Genomic DNA, 24,073 nt, shown 5'->3' with positions numbered 1-24,073 from the left:
TTCGATCAGCTTTTCAACGCTTCGGAGAGCGAGGCAAGCGCCGATTCCATCTGACGGTAGACATCCCCATACGACCAGCCGGTTTCCTGGACGATCTGCTGATAGGTATATCCGCGATGCCGGTGGAGGCTGAGGACGACTTTCTGTTTGTGCGGCAGCTGATCAATGGCGCGCCTTACAATCTCCAGCCGCTCCATGTCCAGGAGAGCGCGTTCCGGCGAGATATCATCCTGGCCCGCATTGAGGAGTTCCGCCTGCATCGACCGGGCATAGGCCGCATGGCGCCCATTGCGGCGCTTGTGATCCAGAACAATGTTCCGGGCAGTCACCAGCAGCAATGCCCGCGGATTGCGAACCTGCACCGCCTCGCCAAGCTCCGCAAACCGCGCAAAAGCGGCCTGCGCAACGTCTTCCGGCTCAGGCGGGCCAGAGCCAAATGCCCGGCGGAGCTGCTGGCAAAGGTCCTTCCAGTAGGTCCGGTACAATTCCTCAATGGCAACCGCATGTGACCGCCCGCCGCCGGAAGGTGCCGGCCGGCCGCTCTGGTCTATTGGCAGAGACCCCACAGGTGAATTGCTCACGTCCAACGCCCGCATCTGTTGTAACACCTCAGAAGTGTTGCGCTTTTCTCGCGCCGCATCAAGGCGCCCGGCCGGATATGCTTTGCGAGGCGGCCATCTGCGCACAATCCGGTCAATGCCGGGTCCGAACGGCCACATTTCCGCATTTCAGCCAGCCATCCGCAGCTTCGATAGGGCTGGAACACACTCAAACGCCTGCATTCACGGCAGGATCGCGGCCCCCTTCGCGAATGTCCCGCGCGCCGCCTCAGGCATGGACACCGCGCAGGCCGGCGACGCGCAGGCGTATCTGCTTCTCGGTTTCGATGATGGCAAAGAAGGCCGCCCCCACGGCGACGATGAGAACGCCGTCCTGCAGCGGCACGGCCGCCGTGCCGAAAATCTGCTGCAACCAGGGAACATAGGTAATCGCGAACTGCCCTGCTGTGACGGCGATGACAGCGAACCAGACGAACCTGGTTCCCTTTGCAGCCGCCCAGGTCAGCGATGCCCCATAGATATTCCGGATAAAGAACAGATGGAATATCTCCAGCACAACGAGCGTGTTCAGCGCGATGGTGCGGGCAAGCTCGATCGGATAGCCCTGATCCTTGGCATAGAGGAACATACCGTACACGGCGGCCAGGAAGAGGGTGGATACCAGAACGATATGCCAGACAAGTTCGCCGGTGAGCAGCGGCTCGCTGCGCGGGCGGGGCGGACGGCGCATCGTGGTCTTCTCGGTCGGCTCGAAGGCGAGCGCGAGACCGAGCGTGACGGCGGTGATCAGATTGATCCAGAGAAGCTGCACCGGCGTCATCGGCAAGGCGAAGCCGAACACCAGGGCGACCATGATCGTGGCCGCCTCGCCGGCATTGGTCGGCAGGGTCCAGCTGATGACCTTCTTGATATTGTCGTAGACGGTGCGGCCTTCCTGTACGCCGGCCACGATGGAGGCGAAATTGTCGTCGGCGAGCACAAGGTCAGCCGCTTCCTTGGCCGCTTCCGATCCCTTCCGGCCCATGGCGATGCCGGCATCGGCCCGCTTCAGGGCGGGGGCGTCATTCACCCCGTCACCGGTCATGGCGACGCTGAGACCGCGCGCCTGCAGCGCCATGACAAGGCGCAGCTTATGCTCGGGGCTGGTGCGGGCGAAGATGTTGGTCCGCTCGATCCGCGCCTGCAGCTGGGCGTCGTCCAGCATGTCGAGATCGGCGCCGGTGAGCACTTCGTCCGGATTGATGAGGCCGATCTGGCGGCCGATGGCGGCGGCAGTGCCCGCATGATCGCCGGTAATCATCTTCACCGCGATACCCGCGCCATGACAGGCAGCAACCGCTTCGATCGCCTCGGCGCGCGGCGGGTCTATGAGGCCGACGAGGCCGAGGAGAACGACACCGGTTTCGAGCGTGGACGGATCAAATTCATCCGGCGGCGCGGCAAGCGGCTTTTCGGCGAGCGCCAGAACACGCATGCCGCGCGCCGCGATCTCATCGCCCATCTTCTGCCAGTAGGCGGGATCGACAGGTTCGGTGCCGCCATCGGCGGCGCGCTGAAGGGTTGCCATCGCCGCGATCCGCTCAGGCGCGCCCTTGATGCCGGCAAGGCCCCGCCCGGCTTCGTCCCGGTGAAGCGTCGCCATATAGCGCGTGCTGGAATCGAACGGGATTTCGGCAATGCGCGGATGCTGCGCTTCTACCTCGTCGCGGGGAACAGAGAGTTTGCCGGCGAGCGCGATGAGGGCGCCCTCCATGGGATCGCCCTCCACGCGCCAGTCGCCCTCCGCCTGCGTGAGGCTGGCATCATTGCAGAGCGCCGCGATCCGGGCGAGCGGGACGAGGCTGGCCGGGTCAAGCCCGGTGACAGGACCGGCAGGCGCGTAGCCCTCCCCACCGATCTCGGCTGTGCCCGCAGATGTCACAACGGATGCGACGACCATTTCATTGCGGGTGAGGGTGCCGGTCTTGTCGCTGCAGATAACGGAGACCGACCCGATCGTCTCGATCGCAGGCAGCCGGCGGACGATGGCATTGCGGCGCGCCATGGCCTGGACGCCAACGGCGAGGGTGATTGTCAGAACTGCGGGCAACCCTTCGGGAATGGCGGCCACCGCCAGGCTGACCACTGCCATGAACACATCGATGAATTCGAAATGATCGACGAAATAGCCAAAGAGGAGCAGCACCGCCGATATCAGCAGGATCATCACCGTGAGCCAGCGGGCAAAGCCTGCCATCTGGGCGACCAGAGGCGTGGTCAGCGTCTGCACTTCGCCGAGAAGGCCGCTGATCCGGCCGATCTCGGTTTCCTGGCCGGTGGCGACAACAACGCCGCGAGCTGTGCCGGAGGTCAGCAGGGTGCCACTGAAGAGGAGGCATTTCCGGTCGCCGAGGGGCGCGGCTTCCGCCACCGGATCCACATGTTTGGCCACCGGAACGGACTCGCCGGTGAGGATCGCTTCCTGGGCCTGAAGATTGCTGGCCTGAATGAGGCGCAAATCGGCAGGCACTTTATCTCCCGCTTCGAGCAGCACGATGTCGCCGGGCACGATATTTTCTCCGTCAACGGAGATACGGTGCCCGCCCCGCAGGACCGAGGCGTGCGGGCTCAGCATGTCGCGGATCGCGTCCATCGCCTGTTCGGCGCGCCCTTCCTGGATGAAGCCGATGACGGCGTTGACCACCACCACAGCCAGGATGACGGCGGTGTCGATCCAGTGCTCCAGAAAAGCCGTCACAATACCCGCCCCGATCAGCACATAGATCAGGACATTGTGGAAATGGGCGAGGAAGCGGAGCGCCGGATGGCGCCGCTTTCCCTCAGGCAACCGGTTGGGGCCGTATTTCTGAAGGCGGGCCGCAGCTTCAGCTTCGGTCAACCCCTGCCTCGGATCAGCGCCGAGCGCCGACACGACATCGGCAATGGGGCGGGCATGATAGGCCGGCGCGGCAGCCGGGGGAGATGTCGCAATGTCGGTCATGTTCGGAAGCCTGCGGTTGGAGTCAGTCAGTTCCTGGGCGGATGTCTCTGAGCGTGGCGCATTTCACCGGCGGCAGTGGCAAGGATGAGGCGCGTGTGCGATCCGAGGCGAGAGGCAATCACCCCCCCTTGCGGCCCGTTTCATGCTTCACGCCCCTCCTCGCATTACCTGCAGCCCCTACCGGGCCGTCCAGCCGCCGTCCACGGCGATCGCCTGCCCGGTCATGTAGCTCGCGCCCCGGCCGCAAAGCCAGAGCACCGCGCGCGCGATCTCTTCGGGCGTGCCCATCCGCGCCATCGGCGCGCCCGATGTGAGCGCCTCACGGGCTGCGCCGTCTTCGCCCGCAAACCGGTCGATCATCGGGGTCTGGATCACGCCGGGACAGATTGCATTTACACGGATTGATCCTGTTGCCAGGTCGAGCGCCGCGCTGCGGGTGAGGCCGACCACCCCATGTTTACTCGCCACATAGGCCGGGATAGCTGCAAAGCCGGTGAGGCCGGCGATCGACGAACAATTGACGATCGAACAGGCCGCTCCCGTCGCACGCATGGCCGGGATCTCATGCTTCATGCACCACCACACACCGCGCAGATTGACCGCGATGACGCGCTCCCAATCATCATTCGTTGCCTGATCGACCGGCGCGGCCTCGCCCTCAATACCGGCATTGTTGAACGCGTGATGCAGGGCGCCGAATGTTCCGGTGGCGCATTCCACAGCCGCAGCGATGTCACCTTCGCGCGTCACATCGCAATGCTGGTAGACTGCGCGATGACCGGCCTTTGCCAGTTCTGCGGCCAGCGCCTTGCCCTCGGCATCCAGAATATCGGCAATGACGACGGCCGCCCCAGCCTTGCAGAACGCCTTCACGGTCGCCGCGCCAATACCTGATGAACCACCCGTAACCAGTGCTACCTGACCGGCAAATTCCAGCTCTGCCATCTCTCATGCCTCCCTTTTCTGGTTCCGCCCGCGCAGGTGATTGCGCAGGCTAATCGCTGTGCGCGCCTTTGGGGGACATCTGTTGTCCGCCCGGCAGATCACACAAATTGAACCGATGAACCGCAGGCTAGCAAACAGCAGGAGGGGGTTAATAAGGGAAACTACTCATAAAGCGCCGATCCTGCTCCCGGAACGACGATTCCTGCGCTCACTGGCTCTGATTTTTGCGTGCACGGATTGACGTGCCGGATTCAATATCCCGGCCGGGATAGAGGATCACACGGTCGCCCTCGGAAAGACCGGATGCCACAACAGCATGGCGCGTATCCTGGGCGCCGATGGTCACAGGGGTGAGGAGCGCTTTGCCATTCTCCTCCCGAAAGACCGCCCAGCCACTGCCCTGGCGCACAAGCGCGGCGACCGGCACGCGTAATTCATGACTGCCTGACCAGACAAGAGCGAAAACATCCATCCGGTAGCCATGCCCGAGGCGCTGCACCTGCGGGTCGGCGTCAGTGTCGGCAAAATCGATGATCACATTGACGCGCTGCTCCTCGATGCCAAGGGCAGATATCTTGCGGAAGCCGAAAGGCTCCACCATCCGTACACGTCCATCCAGGGGCCCCTCTCCGCCCCAGGCTTCGATCCGGACAGGCGCGCCGGCAGCGATGCGCACGGCGTCCTCGGACAGATATTCGGCGACAATCTCGAGGCTGGCCGGATCGCCGATTTCGAGAATGGGCGCACCTGCGGCGATGACCGCTTCGCTTTCCTGCAGGACCCGCAGCACCCTTCCCGTGACAGGCGCGCGGATGTCGATGACATCGGCCTCCCGCTGACCGTTGCGGGGCGGGGTGAGCCGCTGCGCGGCGCCGTTTCTCTCTGCCGCCGCCCGGGCAACGCCTGCTGCCGCCGCGTTTCGCCGGGTCCGGGAGGCATCCAGTTCGGTGCGTGCCCTGTCGAGTGCCGCCTGGGCCGACACGCCCCTGGCGAACAGCGTTTCTGCGCGTTCAGCTTCCCGCCGGGCGAGTTCAAGCGCGGCGTCGGCTTCGGCAAGACCGGCCTCGGCGGCGCTGTAAGCTGCGGTCGACGCCCTGAGCGCGGCTTCGGCGTCACTCCGGCTGCGCGGGTCGAGCAATGCAGACTCCCCCGGCAGGAGCACGGCGATGACCTCCCCGGCCTGGACGGTCTCGCCCACCGGGTTCCCGATCCTGAGGAGATGTCCGGCCTGAGGCGCGGAGACCAGATAAATGTCGCGGACGCGGGTGCGCCCTTCCTCCCGGACCTCGACATTGACCTCGCCGCGCGTGATCTCGCTGAGTTGGACCTCCAGCGGGCGGGGCAGGAAGGCGAAGACAAGCAGCAAGGCCAGGATGATCGCTGCGCCGGCCCAGAGATAATGCCGGAACACGAATTGCGGGAGACGGAAAGGCATTGGCTTCTCCATTACTGAAGGCCCTTGAGAGCTTCGACGAGATCCAGCCGGTCAATCTGATGACGCACGAGCAGGCCCGAAAGGGCCGCCGCGCCAAGGATGACAAGCGTGGCAAAGGCATAGGTCGCCGGGTTGATGATGAACGGCAGCCGGAACAGGTCAGATGCCATGGCGTGAGAGAAATAGACGGACAAGCCCGCCCCGGCGATCAGGCCCAAGGGGATGGCCAGGAGGGTCAGCAGCGCCACCTCCCCCAGCAGGATGTAGGAGACGGCGCCGCGGGAGAAGCCCAGCACGCGCAGGGAAGCCAGTTCGCGCTGACGCTCGATGAAGCTGATCCGCACGGTGTTGTAGACCACACCGAGCGCAATCACGGCAGCAAAGATGACGAATACGCCGAGCGACACGCCGAGATTCTCATCCATCAGTTGCGACAGGCGTTCCCGCGCTTGGTTCTGAAGCGTGACACCGGTGACGAGCGGGGCGTCGCGAAGCTTGTCATGGACGGCTGTTTCCAATGCCGGGTCAAGGCGAAGATAGACACCCGAGGCCAGCTGGCTGTCTCCCAGAAGCCGGGCCAGATCCCCCGCTTCCATCTGGGCGCCTGAGCCGAAATAGGTTTCCGCAATCGCAGACACCGGCAGGGTCCGCACGGGACGGCGCCCCTCAAGAACACTGATCCGCACGTCGTCGCCAGCCGCTATGGACAGCCGCGCGGCCAGATCGGACGACAGGACCAGACCGCCCGGCGGGGGCGTCACGGGCCGCCCTTTCGCGTCCAGCAGCCGCGAGAGTTCGGCGCCCTCCACCACACCCATCAGCGCAACCCGTTCGCTGCGCTGGGCTGCCTCGATCCTGACTGGTACGGCCCGGAAGGGCTCTGCCATTGTCACCCCCGGCATGCGGGCAATCTCGCGTTCAGCGCGGGCGTCGCGCGCTTCATTGAAGATCACGGCGGCGTCGTACCGGTTGGCCTCGGCGAAATGGGTCGCGATCATGTGCTGCATGGCATCGGTCATGGTCATCACCGAGATCAGCAGCGCGAGCGATGCGGTAACGCCGCTCACCGTCAGCGCGGCCCGGCCCGGCCAGCGCACGATCTGGCGCAGGATCATCCGGGTTTGCTGATCGATGAAGTCAAACCGCGTGATCCAGGTGCCTGCGCCGCGCGAAAAGTCCGGCGGCGGAGGAGGGTTCATCGCCTCGGCAGGGTTCAGCCGGGCCACCCGCCGGACGGCGACCAGCCCGCCGCCCACAACAGCCGCAGCCGACACCGCGCAGACAATCACATAGTCCGTCAGGCTGGCCCGGAAGATGAGATACGGAAAATCATAATAGCGGATATACATGGCCGTCAGCCGGTGCCCAAACCAGGCGCCGAGCAGGATGCCGATCAGAAGCCCCAGGCCACCGATGATCATCAGCAGCCGGAAATAGTGCATCGTCACTTCAAGATCACTGTAGCCATAGGATTTCAGGAGCCCGATGGCAGGGCGTTGCACCTGAACCAGGCGGGAGACGACCACATAGACGAGAAATGCGGCCACAGCGAGAAACACCGGCGGCACAACCTGCCCCAGCGTTTGCAACTGGTCGATCTCGCTTGAGACGAACGCATCGGAGAGCTGATCCTTGCGCCCATAAGCCCCAAGGCCGCCATAGGGCGCCAGTATCCGGTCAATCTCGGCAATCACCGCAGCTTCCTGCGCAAGATCGCGCAGACGGAAGACTGCCTCGGTAAAGCTGCCCCGGCGGTCGGTAAGCTGGGCCAGGGGCAGATGGCTCATCCAGAGCACACCGAACTCGGCTTCATCGGGTACAAGCTGGCCCGGCGCGATACTGTAGACATGTTCTGCAGACAGAACAAATCCGGTGATCGTCACCCTGAATTGCGATCCCTGCGCGGTTACATCCAGAAAGTCTCCGGGCAACAGCCCATTGGCGAGGGCAAACCCCTTCAGCACGGCTACCTCGTCGCGGCGATGCGGATCCGGCAGCCGTCCCATTTCCAGATACAGCCGGTTCACCGACGCTTCCCGGCCCTCGGGTAGCGAAATCAGCTCGCCGGCCGCAAACCCGGCCCTGCCCGGCACGTCAATCCTGGCCGGCATGCGAATGCGCGCCTCCACGGCCTGGACACCGCCAATCTCGGCGAGCGGCTGGACGCTGCGATCTGGCGCGCGCACCACCGGCGCCCAGATATCCGCCATCAGCGACTGCTCGTAATAGACGCGCCGGGTTTCCTGCAAAGAGGTCATCAAGCCTGCAGACAGGAGCTGGATCGACACACCGCCCGCAATCACAAGCGCAATCGCAAGCACCTGCACGCGGATGGCCCAGAGATCACGCAGCAGCTTGCGATCAAGAATGCCAAGCCAGGCGGGAAGATGAACGAAGCTCACCAGGAAATCTCGCTGGGCTTGATCCGGCTCCGGTTCTCTCTAACCTCCCGTACAAGTCCGTCAGAGAACTCTATGACCCTATGGGCCATCGCCGCGATACCCGCATTGTGCGTGATCAGCAGCGTGGTGGCGTTGAGGTTTTCGTTCACGGTCTTGAGCGCTTCGAGCACGCGTACCCCTGTCCGGGAGTCGAGCGCGCCCGTCGGCTCGTCGCACAGCAGGACATTCGGCTGTTTGGCAACCGCGCGCGCGATGGCAACGCGCTGCTGCTCGCCGCCCGAAAGCTGCGCTGGAAAATGGTTCGCCCTCTCTTCCAGCCCGACGAGCGCGAGTGCCTCAAGGGGGGGCATGGGGTTTTCGGCAATCTCCGTCACCAGCGCCACATTCTCCCAGGCGGTCAGGCTGGGCATGAGGTTGTAGAACTGGAAAACAAATCCGACATGGCGGCGCCTGTAGTCCGTCAACGCTCGGTCTGTAGCTTTTGAAATATCCTGCCCCCGGAACAGCACCGTTCCCTCGGTCGGCCGGTCGAGGCCGCCGATGATGTTGAGAAAGGTCGACTTCCCGCTACCCGAAGCGCCGAGAACAACGACCAGTTCGCCTTTGGGAAGGTCGAGATCGATCCCGCGGAGCGCATGCACCGCCGCCGTCCCGGTCCCATAGACGCGCCGGAGCCTGCGGACTTCGAAACAATTGCCCGTATCAGTAAGGGCTGGGGCGGCTGTTTGCGGCATGAAACCCTCGCTCCGGAAGTGTGGGCGCCCAGGCAGAGGCCTGCAAGCCTCACATCCGCTTCATACTCGGACACGGGCCGGAGGGGCCCTAGGTAGTTCTCCCTATGTGCGAAATATCGCCCCTGAGGAGGCCATTCTACTGCGCCTCCCGCAGGCAGGCGCAACCGTGCTTCGTCAACTTCAAGTTAGCCTACGCATCCCACCCGGCCGCGCCCTGGAATATGTGTGCCTGCTGCCTCACGTATCAGGACCACCTTCGTTTGAGGCACCGGGGAGATAAACTCCCCAAAAGTCTGCCTCAGCCTGCCAGCAATACCGTCCGCCCAGAGATACCCTTGCAGATCTGCCCACATCAGCCGCCAGCCGCCCGGACGGCAGGAAGCCTTCATCGACTTCATAAGACGGTTACCCGCCGCGATAGGCGTTTGTCTTGTTTCAACTTTCCAGGAAAGTGGCGGAGAGGAATAATTTTCCGTCAACGGACGAATAACATAAGGCATTTTTTATTTTTCATTACTCATCCGGCGTGCAGCAGTTATCAAATGATCCATAGCACCAGGCTCGCCGGATTCGACATGTTTGTTGATGCATAATCCAAATGCCCTAGGACAAATGCGCGCGGCGGCGATATTGCTGCCGACGGCTTGCGTTCAATGCCTCTTTAGCTTGGCCGCTCGGGTGCCGGTACGGAGCGGCAAAAGGGATAGCCACGTGTCTCGAAGTGCTGACATCCAATGGTTAGGCATCCCTTGAACACTGCCGCATCGGCGCGCCCGCTTCACCCAGAATTCCTGCGGAGATCTGAGGTCGAATGTGAATCTGGCATTGGATCCGCATTGCCGGACGAATGAGGCGGGTTCCGCAAGTGAAGTCAGGTGAAATGCCAATGACCCAAAAATTACTATCTGGTTCGAAACCAACCTGAATCAATGCGCCAATTCCGATGACGACATACACTTGCTTTTCTGCTGACGGTGACCCGTCAGCAGAAGTGTGCGCGGGCGCCACCACCGGAGTCCAGGCACAAATACAAGGAAACCGAAAATGACCGATCAGAACACGAACAAAGACCCCATCGTTCCTCAGACTCAGCTGTCGGCAGAAGGTTCTTCCAATGACAGTCAATCAGGTGTGATCACCGAAATGCAGACGGTGAAGACCGCCTGGGACGAGGCGCCGGAAGGCGTCAAGAAAGCCAACGCTCTGAAGCATTATCAGTCTGCTGAGAAAGCGCAGAAATCCGGCAATAACACCGAGGCTATGCGTGAACTCAAGGAAGCGGCCCGGGCGCTCAAGTAAGTCGAACTGTTTCTGAACTCCAACGGCCCCGCGCAAGATTGAGCGCCGGCTTCCCGATCTGGCGGAAAATGCTAGACTGCTACAGCCGGGGGAGCATTGGAATGACGGCACCCTGGTATCCCCAGCGGTGCCGTTTCCGTTTCTTCAGCCAGCCAGAGCCGGATAATCAAGATAGGCACTGTCAAACATTGCCATCCGCGCAAGTCTCTCCCGATCAAGCACCCGCAGCCAGCCGCATTGATGGTGGACGAGGCCTGCTGTACGAAGTTCCCGCATCATCCTGTTTACGTGTACGGACGTTAAACCCAGCGAATCGCCAAAGAGGTGCTGTGTCATCGGACAGGCAAACGCATTCTCTGTTTCCAAACCTGCAAGCTTCAGGCGGGCCGCAAGTTCCAGAATGAAATGGGCTGTGCGCTCGATCGCTGTCCGGCGGCCGACGCCAATCAGGCGCTCGCCCGCCACTGCGATTTCACAGGCCAGAAGCCAGAGCAGGAAATGCGCAAGTTCAGGATCTGTTGCCGCAGCCTCTGCCAGGCAATCTGCGCCGATCTCGCATGCTTCAACGCGTGTGATGGCTGTAAGGTCACAGAGCGTGAAGGGCATAAGAAGATTTTGCAAGCCGGCCACATCCCCCGGTATCTGCACGTTGTGAATCTGACGGGTTCCATTGGGCTGTGAGCAGCTGGTAAATGTCCAACCCTGCTTGACGATGAACACCTGCCCGGCGCGCTCACCCTGGCAAAGCAGCTGCACACCAGGTTCAAACCCACGACTTGATTTCAGCAGCGCGTCCATAGATTTGGGCGCGCGTCCCCTCAGGCGAGCGTATCTTTCAAGCTTGTACCGGAAAGCCTCAGGCAGCGGCAGAACGCTCGAGTGTCGCACGCCCGATATATCCAGTCCGGTCTCCAGGGAATCGGGCTTGGGCACCTGAGACCGGAGGTTCGCCTCTGCGCGAAAGGCGCGGTCTGCATTGCGCGGCATTTCACTCTCCATAAGCTTCAGGAAACAAGAACCGATATCGCCGTCAGGCGGATTCGTGCCCCTGCAGCCGCCTCCCCTCTTAGGGCTGGCTAATGAGGAGCCCGAATATTTCGCCGAACAAAAACCTCAGTCCATAATTGTCACTTCCACGCGGCGATTTATCGCCCGGCCTGCGGCGGTATCATTTGACGACAATGGAACGCTTTCACCAAAGCCAATACTGGTGACCCTCCCGGCATCGACGCCCGTAGAAATGAGGTAGGCCGCTACCGACCTTGCCCGGCGTTCGGAGAGGCCCAGATTGTAGTCTTCAGTGCCTTGTGAGTCAGTATGGCCCGCAATCTGGATACGCGCTTCGGGCTGCTTGGCCAGAAAGGAGGCCAAAGGTGACAAACGTCCTTTTGCACCGCTGGTCAGCACCGCAGATCCAGAAGCAAACTGCAGGTCTCTAAGGATAAGCGTCACACCGAGGTCTGTTCTTGATTGTTCGTATTCGGCAAGTTCTTCTCTCAGGGTGGTAGCGCGGGCTTCAGCCGAGACGCGGCCGGCTTCCGAGATTTCGCTGTCTGCGACTGCCCCGGCAGCAACCACTTCTGAGCGGTCTGCCCGTTTCTCGGCAACCATTGCCCTGTCTCTGGCCGTTGCCAGGTCTCGCAATCTGGCTTGCGAGACAATTTCTGCGCGTTCCGCATTGAGGGCCGCGATACGCGCATTTGAGGTACTTTGAAGCCCACGCGTTTCAGCAAGGGTAACATACCCCTCCCCCATACGGATTGCGTGAATGTACTCATCCTGTTTGCGGCGCATGTAGTACTCACGCGCCTCTGCCATTGCTATGTCTGCTCTTTCGATTGCAGAGCGGCCCGATTGCATGGTTGCCGGTTGGGTTCTGGCCTGCGCCAGAGACGCCTCAGCCGCGAGAAGCCGGGGGCTCGCATCCGGCGCAGAAGCACAGGCGCCCAGGGCAAGAACAAGGGCGATTCCTGTGAGCCCGGCTTGTTGTGTTTGTTGGCGTTTCATCGTCGTCACTTTCTATGAGTTCAGTTCACGGCGGAGCGTGGCGATGCCAATCTCGATTTCAGAGACTGTTCGCTGGAGACTGCGAAGCTTGATTTTTTCCTGGACAATTTCTGCCTGAAGCGATGCCTCCGTAGAGCGCCATATGGATTCCTTGTCCTTGTTCTTGTCTTCTGCAGCGCGCGCTTCACTGAGCCGGAGTTGGGCTTCCTTGAAATTCGCGGGGGCGGCAGTTGATGCATCCGCTGTGTTTAGCGCAGCGATCTGCGCTTCAGTCCGGATCAGCTCATCCCGGGCAGGATCGGCAAATGCCGCAGGTGCAGCCAGTAATGCGAGCCCCAGAAGGGTCGCTGCAAAAATCTTACTCATCGGAAATCTCCTCAGCCGCTCCATTGGCGGAGCGTGATCTGTTTCCTGTTAGTGCCGGGTGAGCCGAATGGTTCCCTTCCGGCTCCTGATTATTTCCACGGCAGACGGCCTGCGTGATTCCCGAAGCTAACCGAGATCAGTTTGTTGTGTATTCTTTAATGAACCTGAGTGGGAAGGCGCACCAGAGCTGGCCTTTCATCATTGCTCATGCTGACGCCGGATTTGGCGCACAAATGCGAAAGTCGAGGTTTCCAATGATCTCTCAAGCTAGGAAGAATGTCGTACGAACGCCTGAAACCGGTCGTCTCTGGCCGGTGAGACAGCCGGCGGAAAGACCTGCGCTGCCCGTCCGTTTTCCTAACGGCCTGCCCGTTGCCGCTGGCGTTCCGGCAAACCCGGGAATACGCCCCGCCCAAGAGGGCCAGCAGAGTTTCAGCGTCGATCTCGCCCGCCAGATGATTGAGTTACGCAGCTATGCGCTCTGGCTCTGCCGGTCCAGCAGTCTGGCGGACGATCTGATCCAGGAAACTCTTCTCAACGCATGGGCGGCACGTAGCCGTTTTGAGGCAGGCACCAATCTGAAAGCCTGGTGCACCACGATCCTGCGCAACGTATTCTTTTCACATAAGCGGCGCAGTTGGCGAACGACACCTTTGTCCGACGATATCATCGCCAATCTTGCTTCAGAAGAATGCAACCTCGACCACCGGCTTGAGCTGCTGTCCCTGAGGCACGCGATTGGATTGCTGCCTTTGGACCAGCGTGAAGCAATACTTCTCGTCGGGGTTGGCAGCAAAAGCTACATCGAAGCGGCAAAGGTATGCGGCTGCGCAGTAGGTACGATCAAAAGCAGAGTGTCGCGGGCGCGCGTCCGGCTGGCTGAACTCATGTTAGGGAGCGAGCAGGGCTTGATCTCAAACTCCACTCTCAGTGCCGGCGACGCGATCGACGACCTTATGGATCAGCTCGCCCTGCTTGCAGGTGGTACGGATCGGGCCGGGGATACGACGGCGAGATTGATGCACAGGCAACCCGTACAATCCGAGCCTGTGTGAGCCGCGCGGAAAACATTAAATATGTGTGATGCCTGCGTGACGATCCTGTCACTTACGCATCTGCCTCCCGGAGCATTAAAATGTCGAACGAATCCATCACCAATACTGTTGTAAAAAGCGCCAAGAACACTGCCACCGCAGCTGCCGAGACGTTTCACGACACCGCCGTGGCAGCTCGCACCGCAGCCAAAGACATTGGTGCACTCGCAGAGGCTGCTCAGTCGGACACCAAGGACGGTGTTCGCCAGCTGGCGCACCTTGCCGAAGATGAATCCTCGAAGGTCATCAAATTTGTCCGCCAGTCCCTTCAGGAGCGCCCAAATCTTACCGTGGGTGTGGTTGCCGGAATTGGTGTACTCATTGGCATGATGCTGTCAGGTCGTCGCTGAGCATGCTCAACTATGCAATCCGCAAATCTGAGAGTGCGCTGGGGCGCATCCTGCTCCTGGTGGCACTCAGCACAATTGCGATGCTTGGCCTTGTTTGGCTTAGCATCGCGGTGTGGGGTTGGTTTGCGCTGATCGTCGCGCAGCCGCTGGCGGCAGCGATTACCGGCGGAGTATTCATTTGCATATCGCTGCTCGGCTATCTTGTAAGCCGCAGCATGACGGCCAGACCAGAGGCAAAGAATGAAGCCTCTGATACGGAGAAAATGACGGGATCAGACGACGTCGTGGCCCGCGGAATGCGGATTGCCGAACGCATGGCGCCTGACAGTCCGATGGCCGCGCTTCTTGTTGCCTTGCTGTCAGGTCTTGGTTCTGTGAGCCTCCCGGCGGCACTGAGCCCATTCCTCATAAAGATCATGGACGATGCAGAAAGACTTCCCGGCAGCAGAACCACAAATTGAAAGGATCCGATGGTATGGAAACGCAAAACCATCGGGGACGGACAATACTGAGGGAGGGCCGGATAGAGATCCGGGAAATCCCGGAGCATCTGTCGGCGGAAATCGACATTGTTGAGGGCGAAGACGCTTCTGAAGAGAACTGTTATCTCATCCTCATTGACTACCTGTCAGGCCGCAATGCCTCTCACCGCCCCATAAATCTTCGGGCACCCGTGGAGCAATCGGCGGATGACCAATGGGTTCTTGCCGCACCTGCGGAAGCAGAACGGGTAAGGGGAAAACCGGTTGTCAGGTTTGATTTTCCGGATGATGCCTCCAGGGGATATTTTCCCCAGCCTGCCGATCCCCGTCTGCATCTGCGAACGATCGCACCTGTGCGCTCAGCCACGATCTGGTTTGCCGGCGCGCCTTCGCTACACAACATAAAGAAACATGCCGAGCAGCTTCAAACTTTCATTATAATCCGAAACCTTGCATCCACGCCTCTTGTCAGAAATTCTCAGCTTCGCGTATCAAAGCGTGGACCATTCGGTATACTGACAGAAATTTCGATACCATTGCCAGGTTGGCCGGCGGGAAACCGTCTAAAATACTACCATCCAGCGCGAGGCCGTGGATACCGCGCGCATGTGGTCAGGACGCCATGAACGCAAGACGCACAAGCTCCGGCAATGACTTGCATTGGGATTTCACCATTATCGACGCCCGATGACTTTCGACCGTCCTCTGACTGATCCCCAGATCAGCCGCAATATTCTTGTTGGGCTGACCTGACAGAATCCGCTCCAGCACTTCGCGCTCCCGCGGGGTCAGATTTTCCAAACGTCTTGAAGCATCCGGATCGGCTTCCTGACGCGGAAGGGTGTACCGGCCGATGGCAATCGCGCGGTCAATGGCAGCCCGAAGACTGGATAGTTCCACAGGTTTCTCGATGAAATCGAGGGCACCTGACTTCATCGCCTGCACTGCCATCCTCACATCGCCGTTCCCGGTGATCATTATAGACCGCGCCCTCGATCCGGCTTTCTTCAATGCCGCCAGAACATCAAAGCCGCTGATGCCGCCAAGATAAGCATCAATGAGAACGCAGACTTCCCCGCCTTGGGTATCGAGGTCATTCCATTGCCCAAGGAAGGCTTCCCCTGAGGCGAAGTAAGATGTGGGAATGCCATCCGCCCGAAGCAGCAGCGAAAGTGTTTCACAGAAGTTCAGGTCATCGTCTACAATAACGACGTGAATACCCGAGGTGACCTGCGGCTCATATCGAGAAGTGCTTTCAGAGCCCCCCTCTTGCAGGCGCAGCATGGCCTGGGTTTGGTCTTCCAAATCGCCTGCACTGACAGGCTTGTTCATCTGGGTGAGCCCCTCGCCCGCAATCAGGCTGCGGGTGGAAGCGGATATGTCACCTGTCAGGATAATAACCGGAAGCGAAGCGTTCTGCCGCCGGAGCAACCGCGCCAGTTCGGCCCCGTTCCGGCCATTGGGAAGATTGTAGTCGGCGATCACAAGATCAGGATACCCCGCCCGCAACGCCGCTACCTCCATGGCCTCCTCCAGCGTTGCTGTTGAAACAACATCGTGACCGGCCTTCTTGAGCAGAATCTCAAGCATCTGGCGCAGGTCCGGCTCATCCTCAACGAGCAGTATGCGGGCTGTCAGCCGGGGGCTGGCCTGCACCGAGGATACGGCATCGCCGGAATGCCGCCTTGCTTCGTCGGGAGCGTCACTGGCCAGGTCGACTTCGATGGAGAACATTGACCCTCTGGACGGCCAGGAGCGGACGTGAATGCTGTGGCTCAGAAGGCCGGCAAGCCTCTGGACAATAGACAGGCCCAGACCCACGCCCCCGGATGAGACGCGGTTCCCGGTGCCCACCTTATGGTATTCGCCGAACACTTTGGGAAGCTCTCTCTCTGAGATGCCGATGCCGGTATCCCAGATTTCGATCCGCAGGCGGCCGTTTCGCCGGCGGCAACCAATAAGAATGCGCCCTGTATCCGTATACCGGATGGCATTACTTAGCAGGTTCCGGATCATCTGCTCAAAAAGCCGGCGATCGGTACGGATGACCGCGCTCGAACGAGCCATTCTCAACTCAAGTGCTTTGGCATGCGCGTGGTATGAAAACTCGTTGAAGAGGTTTGACAGGATCTCGGCAACCGGAATGTTTTCGAGCTCGTAGGTTATGATCCCTGCCTGTATCTGATTGATGTCCAGCATTGTATCCAACATGCCGGACATCGCGCTGACGGCCTGTTGCATCCGGCTCGCGAGGAGCCGCACCTCTTCAGCTTCCGCGCTGCGGGAAAGCAAGCTGTGAATAAAAGTCAGTGTTTGCAGAGGCTGGCGCAGATCGTGGCTCGCCGATGCGAGAAACCGGTTCTTGGCGATAATCGCCTGCTCCGCCTTGAAGATAGCGGCCTTGAGCGTTTCATTCGCCAGATGTTGTTCCTGAATGTTCACATAAGTGATCACGATACCTTCGACCTGGCCGGCATGCGTCCGGTAGGGCAGTATGCGCCTGAGGAACCATATGTCCTCAGATGTCGAGATTTGGCGTTCGATCGGCTCTTCTGAATCGAGAACTTTTCTGGCCTCATCAAGCAGGTATGTATCCAACGCCAACGGACGGAGATCATAGATTGGCCTGCCGATGTCCGTGGCGATGACACCGAACACCGTCCGGGTCGCGGGGGTGAAGAAGCGGATGCAGAGATTGAGATCCAGAAACAGGGTCGCCACATTTGTGCTGTTGAGAACATTGGTCAGGTCGTCTGCGGTCGTGCGCTGGCGCTCGATTGTTTCCTGAAGCTGGCTGTTCAGGACTGTCAGCTCTTCATTGAGGGCCTGAAGCTCTTCCTTCGAAGTTAATAGCTCTTCATTCGTAGACTGATACTCTTCATTCAATCGCACACACTCTCGCCGGGTCTTGCGTTCGCTTTCCAGTGCCTGGTCCACAAGGCGGCCTGCATGGGCAACTTCCCGCCTCAGCCCAGAAATCTCAGCCAGCCGGAGCGCTTCGCTGCCAATGGGCGCCGCAGAATCCGGCCCAGCTTCCCGGTCAGGCAGATGCGAAGGGTGGAATGTGATCAGAATGAGTTCATCAGACTCTGAGGGCGTATACCTGACATCCGTACTGAACGGCTTTTCGGCGCCAGACTCGAGCGTGCTTAAACCCGCAATCTGAATGTAGGGATTGTCTTGTCCGACCTCTTCGATGGCGGCTCGAAGGGCGGCGCGATGTGAAAGCGGCACCATCGGCAGAATGTCCAGAGAGGCCGAGCCTTCAGGAACCTCCAGAAACCGGTCGACGGGGCCGAGGAAGTGAAGGCATGCTCCCTCCCTCGTCACAAGTACGGAGGCAGGCGTGTAATGCTGGGATACAGCCCGGCGGCAAACATCGGCAAAGCGCACATCCGGTGTAGGCTCCAGATCAAGGAAGAAGCGAGGCGGTTCAGGATAAGCATCCTTAAAAAAGTCCTGAGTATGGGCTTCAGGCTGCCAGGTGCGGCCAACGCGCCTGTAGACGCGGGCCGGCTTGGAAACCACTTCGAACCTGCCGCTGATGTCTCCCCCTGTCTCGGACGAGCCAAGCAACAGGATTCCACGCGCAACCAGAGAGAACTCGAAATGCGAGATGATCTTGGCCTGCGCCTCAGGGCCCAGATAGATGAGGACATTGCGGCATGAGACAAGATCAAGCCGGGCAAAGGGTGGATCGGTAAGCAGGTTCTGCACCGTGAACACTGCGTGGGCGCGCAAGTCGTCCCGCACCCGGTACCCGCGCTCGTCCGGCGTGAAAAAGCGAGCCAGTCTTTCGGCGGAAATGTCAGCGGCGATAGATGAGGGGTAGATGCCCGCCCTTGCGGTGGCGATTGCATCCGGATCAATATCGGAGGCGAGGATTTGCAGCCTTATGTTCCGGCCGTCGGACGCTATCGCTTCGTGCAGCAGCATGGCGAGCGACCAGGCTTCTTCACCTGTGCTGCAGCCCGCAACCCAGACCCGGAAGGGCCGGTCATCCCTGTGATTGCCTACAAGTTCGGGAATCACACTGCTTTCCAGAAACTGGAACACATCGCCGTCGCGAAAAAAGCGCGTTACATTGATCAGCAAATCCGCCGCGAGCGCCTCACACTCCTGCGGGCTGTCCAGAAGTATCTTGAGATAATCTGCACCCTGCAGAGTTTTTGCCGACAACAGGGACATCCTCCGCGTAATCCGGCGGACAAGTGTTCCGGGCTTATAGAGGCTGAAATCCGTACCGGTTCGCTCCAGCAATATCTTCAGAATCCGGCTCAACCAGTCAGGCTCGTCGTCAACCGCAGCTTTGGTGCGAAGTTTGCGGGTGCGGTCGGGAAGATTGTTCCAGTTCATCAGCGCGGCAGGAATAAGGGCTGCCGAAAGGATAGCGTCCACATCTCCGGTCTGAATGGCGCTTTGTGGCATGCCGTCGGCCTCAGCTTCCGCCGGATCCTGCGCAATCACAAAACCTCCGACATGCCGGATCGCCTTCAAACCCTTGCTTCCGTCATGCCCCATCCCGGAAAGCACCACGCACATGGCCTGACCGGCGCGCTCCAGGGCAAGAGACATCAGGAAGGTATCAAATGGCAGGCGATCCGCCCTCTTCGCAGGACGATCAGTCACCAGAAGCGTATTTTCCGACAGGGAGACGTCTTGTCCCGGCGCATTTACGTAAACGCAGTCCGGCTCGATCACCATGTCGGCGTCAATCTGGCGAACGGTCATATGCGTGCTGGCGCCCAACAACTCCGCCATCATGCTTTCATGGTCCGGCGAAAGGTGCTGAATGAGGACAAAAGCCATTCCCGCTCGCTCAGGCACGGCCTCGAGCAAGTGAATGAAGGCATGAAGGCCGCCGGTTGACGCGCCGATTCCGACGACAGGAATCGCCTTCTTCTCCAATTCCGATACGCCCGGCTGAGAAGCCGCAATACCTGGAATGGCTCCCTCTCCCGAAGAGGGTGGTCTTGATTCTGGCATTAATTTGCACCCTCAGCGCGATCGCTGATGTTCATCCCTACCACACTTCACAGCCTGAACGGGAAATATTCGGACGTCTTGTCATGCGATCCGGCCAAAGTCGGCACCGGAAGAACCGGGCGGGCCTGAATATTGTCAGCTCCCATATCCGGTGAAGCAGTCAATCCCAAACAAACTGCCAACTAACCATATCATCCAGTCACTGGCCCCGGGATCCGGACAAACCCCTAGGCCGGAGCTTGCCTGATTGGTATGGCGGCGCAACGGCAATGCCAAAATGCACTCGCTTCCAGCCAACCGAGTGTCTGGCGGTCAGGTCATTGCCATCGCCGCTTCTGCAATTGCCGTCAGTACAATCAGTACATGGATGAAATGCCGAGTGTATAAGAACTCACAAGCCCCAATACCTAACTCCGGCCAGTACATTTCGACTGTCCAAAGCACGCCCTGAGCCCCACTTTACTTAGACACCGAACGACAAAAAAATGATGTTTATACGGACAGAGCTACCGCACTGGCAATCTGGAAGCAGGAGAGAGCAATCTACTGTTCCCATCTTGCCAATGCGGCGTCCCCTAAAGGTACAGACTATTTGATGCGTGTAATCTTGGTACCTTCAATGCTTATACTGGCCATCAGACCCTTCTGATCAAAGATGAAGGCATAGGCGTCATCCTGTAGGGTAGTCGAAGAGAGGTTTTCAGCCAGGCCCTGATTGACGACGACGACCGTAGGCCCGACTCCAATTTCCCAGCCATCGGCCGCAAGTGCGTAGTCTTCGGCTTCCTTGGTCATGAGGAATACGGCATAACCATAGGATTGCGCGCCCGCCTGAAGGCCCCACGATCCCGTAAACGTGCTGTAATAACCAGCCACTTCCCTGCCACGGCGTAGTTCTCCTTCGCCATACGCGCCGCCCAGCACGAACCCTGCCTTCGTGATTGAAGGAAAAATCAGAACGGCTCTCGATTTGCTGGCAATGGCGCGCGCGGCGGCATTGTTGCTGGTCAATGAATCCAGCGCCTGAACACTCATCGCGTCTATGTTGCTGGTGGTCGCCGCAGACGGCGGTGTTGACGTACACCCCGTCAACGTCAAAACCGCCCCAGTAAGCGCACTCAAAAACAGATATCTAAGCATTGCCATCGTCAGCTCCTGTGGGTTCGCCACGAACACAATTCATTCCTATCGGGACCTACCGCAGCCGGGCAGGGTCGGAATCTACGGAGACGGCTCTACACTTCAAAGCCGAAAACAACGCGCATGGCGCCAGGCCAGATCATCCTCTGCATGAAACAAGGGGCTTATTGCCGGCCTACACTCCGCACGCAGTCCATCAATGAACGCTTCGATGAACGCGAGCGGCCATAGGGCACCAGCGGGCAGCTGGCGCAGTCGCCGGCCGATAATACATTCGCATCGCAGGCGGGGGCCGCTCTCGGCGGCGCGCTTTCAGCCCATGCGGACGCTTCCTCTTCTCTTCCGCCCGGGCAAAACCCCGGCTGGGTCCGGAGCCGCCACGCCCCGCTATGTCCTCCGCCCCCAGACCAAACGCGCGGGTCATCGCCCGCAGCGGTTCGCCTTCCGGCAGGAGATTCATGAGCCAGGGAGTGGCAATCTCAGGTCCGGCGATCTCCTGGCGGAGCGGCATGGACAGCGAGACCGGGAAAGCGCCCCGTGGCGCCGCCACCCAGTGGCATACTGGAAGGACACGCCTGTCTCACCGGAACGAAACGCGCCAACCTTCATCCCATTGGCAAAGACACGCAGGTTCATCCCCGGGGCTCCGCCTGATCTGTTGCCAGAGACGTCTTCAAGGCGCACACCTGCCGCCCGGGCGGCAGCGAGCGCCTTCCCCAGCAGGGCGGTTGGCTTGCCCGCTTCAAGGTCCACGATGAAGCGCTCACCGGCATTGATTGCCAGGACGAGCTCGCGCTGGGTTATGCCCAGCGCCTTGCGGGCGCGGGCTACCATCGGGCCGAATTCCGTCGCGTTACTGATCATGCTAAATCTTCCCGATCGGGAAGATCGGGCCATTTGTGCCTGACCAGACCATGAGTTCTTACCGGCCGGGAAGATTTCGAGACACGATCTGCCACAGCGGCGCCGCAATCACGGATTTACGCGCAGTCACTATCATTTTCGCAGAAGGAGTCATACCTGCAGTCGGCGGAGCTTCTGGAACTGATCATCACGAGATCGAGGCCATACCTCACAACCGGGACAATGCGCGCGAAGCCGCCTGCAAGTGTCCGGCGCCTCGGATCGCGATCCCCAGCACCAGCTTGTGCACATGCTCCAGCGTTGCGCCTCTCGCCCCGCGGCAGATCGATGCCGAGCCGCTTCATGGTGTTGACGGTCTTCAGGATGTTGCCGAGATGGATGAGGTCCTTGTTGGCTGAACTCGGGGTCACCTCTCCGGATTCGATCCGCTCAAGCCAGTGCTGCCGGAAGTCGAGCAGGTCGTCCCGCGTGACCTCCCTGATCGCCTTGTTGCCGGCCCCCGCCACGAAATTGCGCACCGCCCTGATCCTGGGGGTCTTCCAGCGGCGCAGCTGGTCCTCGCTCTTGCCGAGCACCTTCTCCCGCGCCAGGGGCCAGTAGAGCTCCAGGGCCGCCTCAACGGTGATCGCCGGCTTCTCTGCCTTTCCGATCCGCTTCACCGGAATTCCCGGCGCGCCGCGCTTCCCAGGCCTCGGTGAGCTGGGCCCAGGCAAGGTCCGCCTTGCTCCGGGCAACGCTTTCAGAAGCGGTGTGCAGGCTGATCCAGATGATGTCCCGGGGTTCGATCCCGCCATAGCGCTGCGGCACCCGCCGGCGCATCTGGTACTTGCAGCCCCGCTTGAAAACAGACATCGCCGCTCCGCCAGTGTGCAGCAGAATGTGCAGCAATATGTGCAGCAGTTCAGGCTCGACTGGGTGCACCAGAGCAATTCAAGCCAATTAACTTCGTATTTTCAGGGAGTTATTTGATCATATGGAGATAAGATCTGGCGGAGAGGAAGGGAGAATAACCCAAAACAATTATTCCATTGAAATATATAAGCTAATTTTCCAACCAAAACGCCCAACGTACCAGTTATTGTACCAGAGTATCTTTAGCTCGGAACTGTTCACACTGCTTGCTAGTGATCAGGCAATCACGCCAAAACCTACCAGGACTGCTCGCGGCGCTTTCGAACGGTAATTAATCCCCCTCAGCTTAAAAAGAGCGTTTTTGCTCATCGGATTCCTGCCTTTGAAATTTCGGAAGCGAGAGCTTCTGCTTGCCCATTTCCATTACGAATTCAGCCATGCCACTACCGTTGAACCAATAAATGAAGTCAATCGAGTTCCGGTCCGGCAGGTGGTCTGAAAAAGCGCAAAATCCTTCAATCAACAGCTCTCGGACGTCGTCGTCTTCCGGGAAGCTGAACCATTCACCGGAGTACCAATAATTGGCAAACCCGACATGCATCATTCGCTCGTGATGAGAGCCCCCCCAGAATGGCTTAAAGCCAATCAGCTTCATATCGGGTAGCCAAGTTTTCGCTGCCCTCAAGCGATGCACTGCGTGTTTAGATTTTCCAATCTTATATTTCCCATGGCTCTCAATTATGTAGACAAAACCTGGATCAACCCGGTGAAGCTGCCATACAGGAATGATGCCTCCAATATCATTGAAGCACATTTTTAACCTCCTCCTTGTTCTGACAATCTCCGCTCAAGTCTTTCGCAAAATCGTTCTTCAAACGCTGTTGACAGCATATCATACAGAACGTCGATCCTTCGCACGAGTAACTTAGAGGCAGCGTTGAAGTCACGCTGGAGCTCGACGAGCCCTTCTCTAAACAACTTGTTTACCGGTAACGGGCGGCCATTTTCGCCGCGAGCAGTGCTATACCGATGCTCAAACAATGCTCCCATTTCAAGAATTTGATCGTCAGAACTAAAGGCTCGCTCCAGTCCATGATGCACACGTCGATTACGTTCAGATCGAAGCTCGCCCTGGTCGCCGATCATTAGGTCCAAGTGCGAAATAATTGAAGCTGGCGCCGACGTTTTTTTCAGGTTGTTCAATGTACAAGATTTGATTGGCAACCCGGTATCCAATACCTCGCTCGCAAGAATAATCAGGCAATCAACTACAGAAATGTATCGAACCAGAAATACGTCTACTGATATTCTAAGCCACTCATATCGAGATACTGGAAAGTGCTTAAAATCTTCCGGTAGATTTTTCGGCCATAACATGGCCGCAACCATGTTTAGCGATTCAACACGGTCTCTTACCGAGCAAAGCGCATTGTACACATCCCAGACATACTTCGCGTCTTCATATTCGCAAAGCTCTTCGTATGTGTCGAAATGCATTCCAACAATCGAAAGATCCACTACACGGCCGACAAAGCCATGAGCGTCTGAACGAAGAATATATCTCTTGAGGAACCTAC

At 59.4% G+C, this 24,073-nt stretch carries 22 protein-coding genes; 5 read left to right on the top strand and 17 right to left on the bottom strand.

Annotated elements, in window-relative coordinates; genetic code table 11:
• Positions 1 to 5 precede the first annotated feature (5 nt).
• From C0456_RS07500 to C0456_RS07475, 6 genes are all read right to left on the bottom strand, one after another.
• Positions 6 to 581 (bottom strand): sigma-70 family RNA polymerase sigma factor, encoded by a 576-nt coding sequence (locus C0456_RS07500; RefSeq protein WP_291050190.1) that lies wholly within the window; start codon positions 579 to 581, stop codon positions 6 to 8.
• Between the two features lie 247 nt (positions 582 to 828).
• On the bottom strand, positions 829 to 3,540 hold the full coding sequence (locus C0456_RS07495) for a cation-transporting P-type ATPase (protein ID WP_291050188.1): 2,712 nt from the start codon (positions 3,538 to 3,540) through the stop codon (positions 829 to 831).
• A gap of 177 nt (positions 3,541 to 3,717) precedes the next feature.
• Complete coding sequence (locus C0456_RS07490) at positions 3,718 to 4,485, bottom strand: glucose 1-dehydrogenase (RefSeq protein WP_291050187.1); 768 nt, start codon at positions 4,483 to 4,485, stop codon at positions 3,718 to 3,720.
• Positions 4,486 to 4,693: 208 nt separating this feature from the next.
• Positions 4,694 to 5,920: an HlyD family efflux transporter periplasmic adaptor subunit gene (locus C0456_RS07485; RefSeq protein ID WP_291050185.1), complete on the bottom strand. Its 1,227-nt coding sequence runs from the start codon at positions 5,918 to 5,920 to the stop codon at positions 4,694 to 4,696.
• A gap of 11 nt (positions 5,921 to 5,931) precedes the next feature.
• Positions 5,932 to 8,322 (bottom strand): ABC transporter permease, encoded by a 2,391-nt coding sequence (locus C0456_RS07480; RefSeq protein ID WP_291050183.1) that lies wholly within the window; start codon positions 8,320 to 8,322, stop codon positions 5,932 to 5,934.
• Positions 8,319 to 9,056, bottom strand: a complete 738-nt coding sequence (locus tag C0456_RS07475) for an ABC transporter ATP-binding protein (protein WP_291050181.1) — start codon at positions 9,054 to 9,056, stop codon at positions 8,319 to 8,321. Before C0456_RS07475 ends, C0456_RS07480 begins: the two co-directional genes overlap by 4 nt.
• Before the next feature lie 1,044 nt (positions 9,057 to 10,100).
• Here C0456_RS07475 and C0456_RS07470 point away from each other — a divergent pair.
• On the top strand, positions 10,101 to 10,355 hold the full coding sequence (locus tag C0456_RS07470; RefSeq protein ID WP_291050179.1) for a hypothetical protein: 255 nt from the start codon (positions 10,101 to 10,103) through the stop codon (positions 10,353 to 10,355).
• 144 nt (positions 10,356 to 10,499) lie between these two features.
• Here C0456_RS07470 and C0456_RS07465 read toward each other — a convergent pair whose 3' ends face one another.
• From C0456_RS07465 to C0456_RS07455, 3 genes are all read right to left on the bottom strand, one after another.
• Entirely contained in the window at positions 10,500 to 11,153 is a 654-nt protein-coding gene (locus C0456_RS07465) for a Crp/Fnr family transcriptional regulator (RefSeq protein WP_291050177.1), read from the bottom strand.
• Positions 11,154 to 11,468: 315 nt separating this feature from the next.
• Positions 11,469 to 12,362: an OmpA family protein gene (locus C0456_RS07460; protein WP_291050175.1), complete on the bottom strand. Its 894-nt coding sequence runs from the start codon at positions 12,360 to 12,362 to the stop codon at positions 11,469 to 11,471.
• A gap of 12 nt (positions 12,363 to 12,374) precedes the next feature.
• Complete coding sequence (locus C0456_RS07455) at positions 12,375 to 12,728, bottom strand: DUF4398 domain-containing protein (protein ID WP_291050173.1); 354 nt, start codon at positions 12,726 to 12,728, stop codon at positions 12,375 to 12,377.
• Between the two features lie 113 nt (positions 12,729 to 12,841).
• Between C0456_RS07455 and C0456_RS07450 the strand changes: the two genes are divergently transcribed.
• From C0456_RS07450 to C0456_RS07435, 4 genes are all read left to right on the top strand, one after another.
• On the top strand, positions 12,842 to 13,783 hold the full coding sequence (locus C0456_RS07450) for a sigma-70 family RNA polymerase sigma factor (RefSeq protein WP_291050171.1): 942 nt from the start codon (positions 12,842 to 12,844) through the stop codon (positions 13,781 to 13,783).
• Positions 13,784 to 13,863: 80 nt separating this feature from the next.
• Positions 13,864 to 14,172 carry a hypothetical protein gene (locus C0456_RS07445; protein WP_291050169.1) on the top strand — a complete coding sequence of 103 codons (309 nt, stop codon included), beginning with the start codon at positions 13,864 to 13,866 and terminating at the stop codon, positions 14,170 to 14,172.
• A gap of 2 nt (positions 14,173 to 14,174) precedes the next feature.
• A complete protein-coding gene (locus C0456_RS07440) occupies positions 14,175 to 14,633 on the top strand; it encodes a hypothetical protein (protein ID WP_291050167.1) in 459 nt (152 codons plus the stop codon).
• A gap of 14 nt (positions 14,634 to 14,647) precedes the next feature.
• Positions 14,648 to 15,280, top strand: a complete 633-nt coding sequence (locus tag C0456_RS07435; RefSeq protein ID WP_291050165.1) for a heme-binding protein — start codon at positions 14,648 to 14,650, stop codon at positions 15,278 to 15,280.
• On the opposite strand, the gene C0456_RS07430 is transcribed toward C0456_RS07435, so the two are convergent.
• The 8 genes from C0456_RS07430 to C0456_RS07400 form a co-directional block, all read right to left on the bottom strand.
• Entirely contained in the window at positions 15,267 to 19,640 is a 4,374-nt protein-coding gene (locus C0456_RS07430) for a CheR family methyltransferase (protein ID WP_291050163.1), read from the bottom strand. The two genes, C0456_RS07435 and C0456_RS07430, sit on opposite strands and share 14 nt — an antisense overlap.
• Before the next feature lie 588 nt (positions 19,641 to 20,228).
• Entirely contained in the window at positions 20,229 to 20,780 is a 552-nt protein-coding gene (locus C0456_RS07425) for a YSC84-related protein (protein ID WP_367179228.1), read from the bottom strand.
• Positions 20,781 to 20,976: 196 nt separating this feature from the next.
• Positions 20,977 to 21,291 (bottom strand): hypothetical protein, encoded by a 315-nt coding sequence (locus C0456_RS20900; protein WP_367179227.1) that lies wholly within the window; start codon positions 21,289 to 21,291, stop codon positions 20,977 to 20,979.
• Positions 21,237 to 21,644, bottom strand: coding sequence for a hypothetical protein (locus C0456_RS07420; RefSeq protein WP_291050159.1), 408 nt, complete (start codon positions 21,642 to 21,644; stop codon positions 21,237 to 21,239). The genes C0456_RS20900 and C0456_RS07420 overlap by 55 nt, the downstream gene beginning before the upstream one ends.
• A gap of 116 nt (positions 21,645 to 21,760) precedes the next feature.
• On the bottom strand, positions 21,761 to 22,303 hold the full coding sequence (locus tag C0456_RS07415; protein ID WP_291050157.1) for a hypothetical protein: 543 nt from the start codon (positions 22,301 to 22,303) through the stop codon (positions 21,761 to 21,763).
• A complete protein-coding gene (locus tag C0456_RS07410) occupies positions 22,260 to 22,496 on the bottom strand; it encodes a DUF6538 domain-containing protein (protein ID WP_291050155.1) in 237 nt (78 codons plus the stop codon). Before C0456_RS07410 ends, C0456_RS07415 begins: the two co-directional genes overlap by 44 nt.
• Before the next feature lie 346 nt (positions 22,497 to 22,842).
• A complete protein-coding gene (locus C0456_RS07405) occupies positions 22,843 to 23,310 on the bottom strand; it encodes a GIY-YIG nuclease family protein (RefSeq protein WP_291050154.1) in 468 nt (155 codons plus the stop codon).
• A gap of 2 nt (positions 23,311 to 23,312) precedes the next feature.
• The coding region (locus tag C0456_RS07400) for a hypothetical protein (RefSeq protein WP_291050152.1) at positions 23,313 to 24,073 on the bottom strand (761 nt) is incomplete at its 5' end.

Source organism: Hyphomonas sp. (assembly GCF_013823385.1).
Taxonomy (GTDB): domain Bacteria; phylum Pseudomonadota; class Alphaproteobacteria; order Caulobacterales; family Hyphomonadaceae; genus Hyphomonas.
This window is presented reverse-complemented; position numbering and strand designations above follow the sequence as displayed.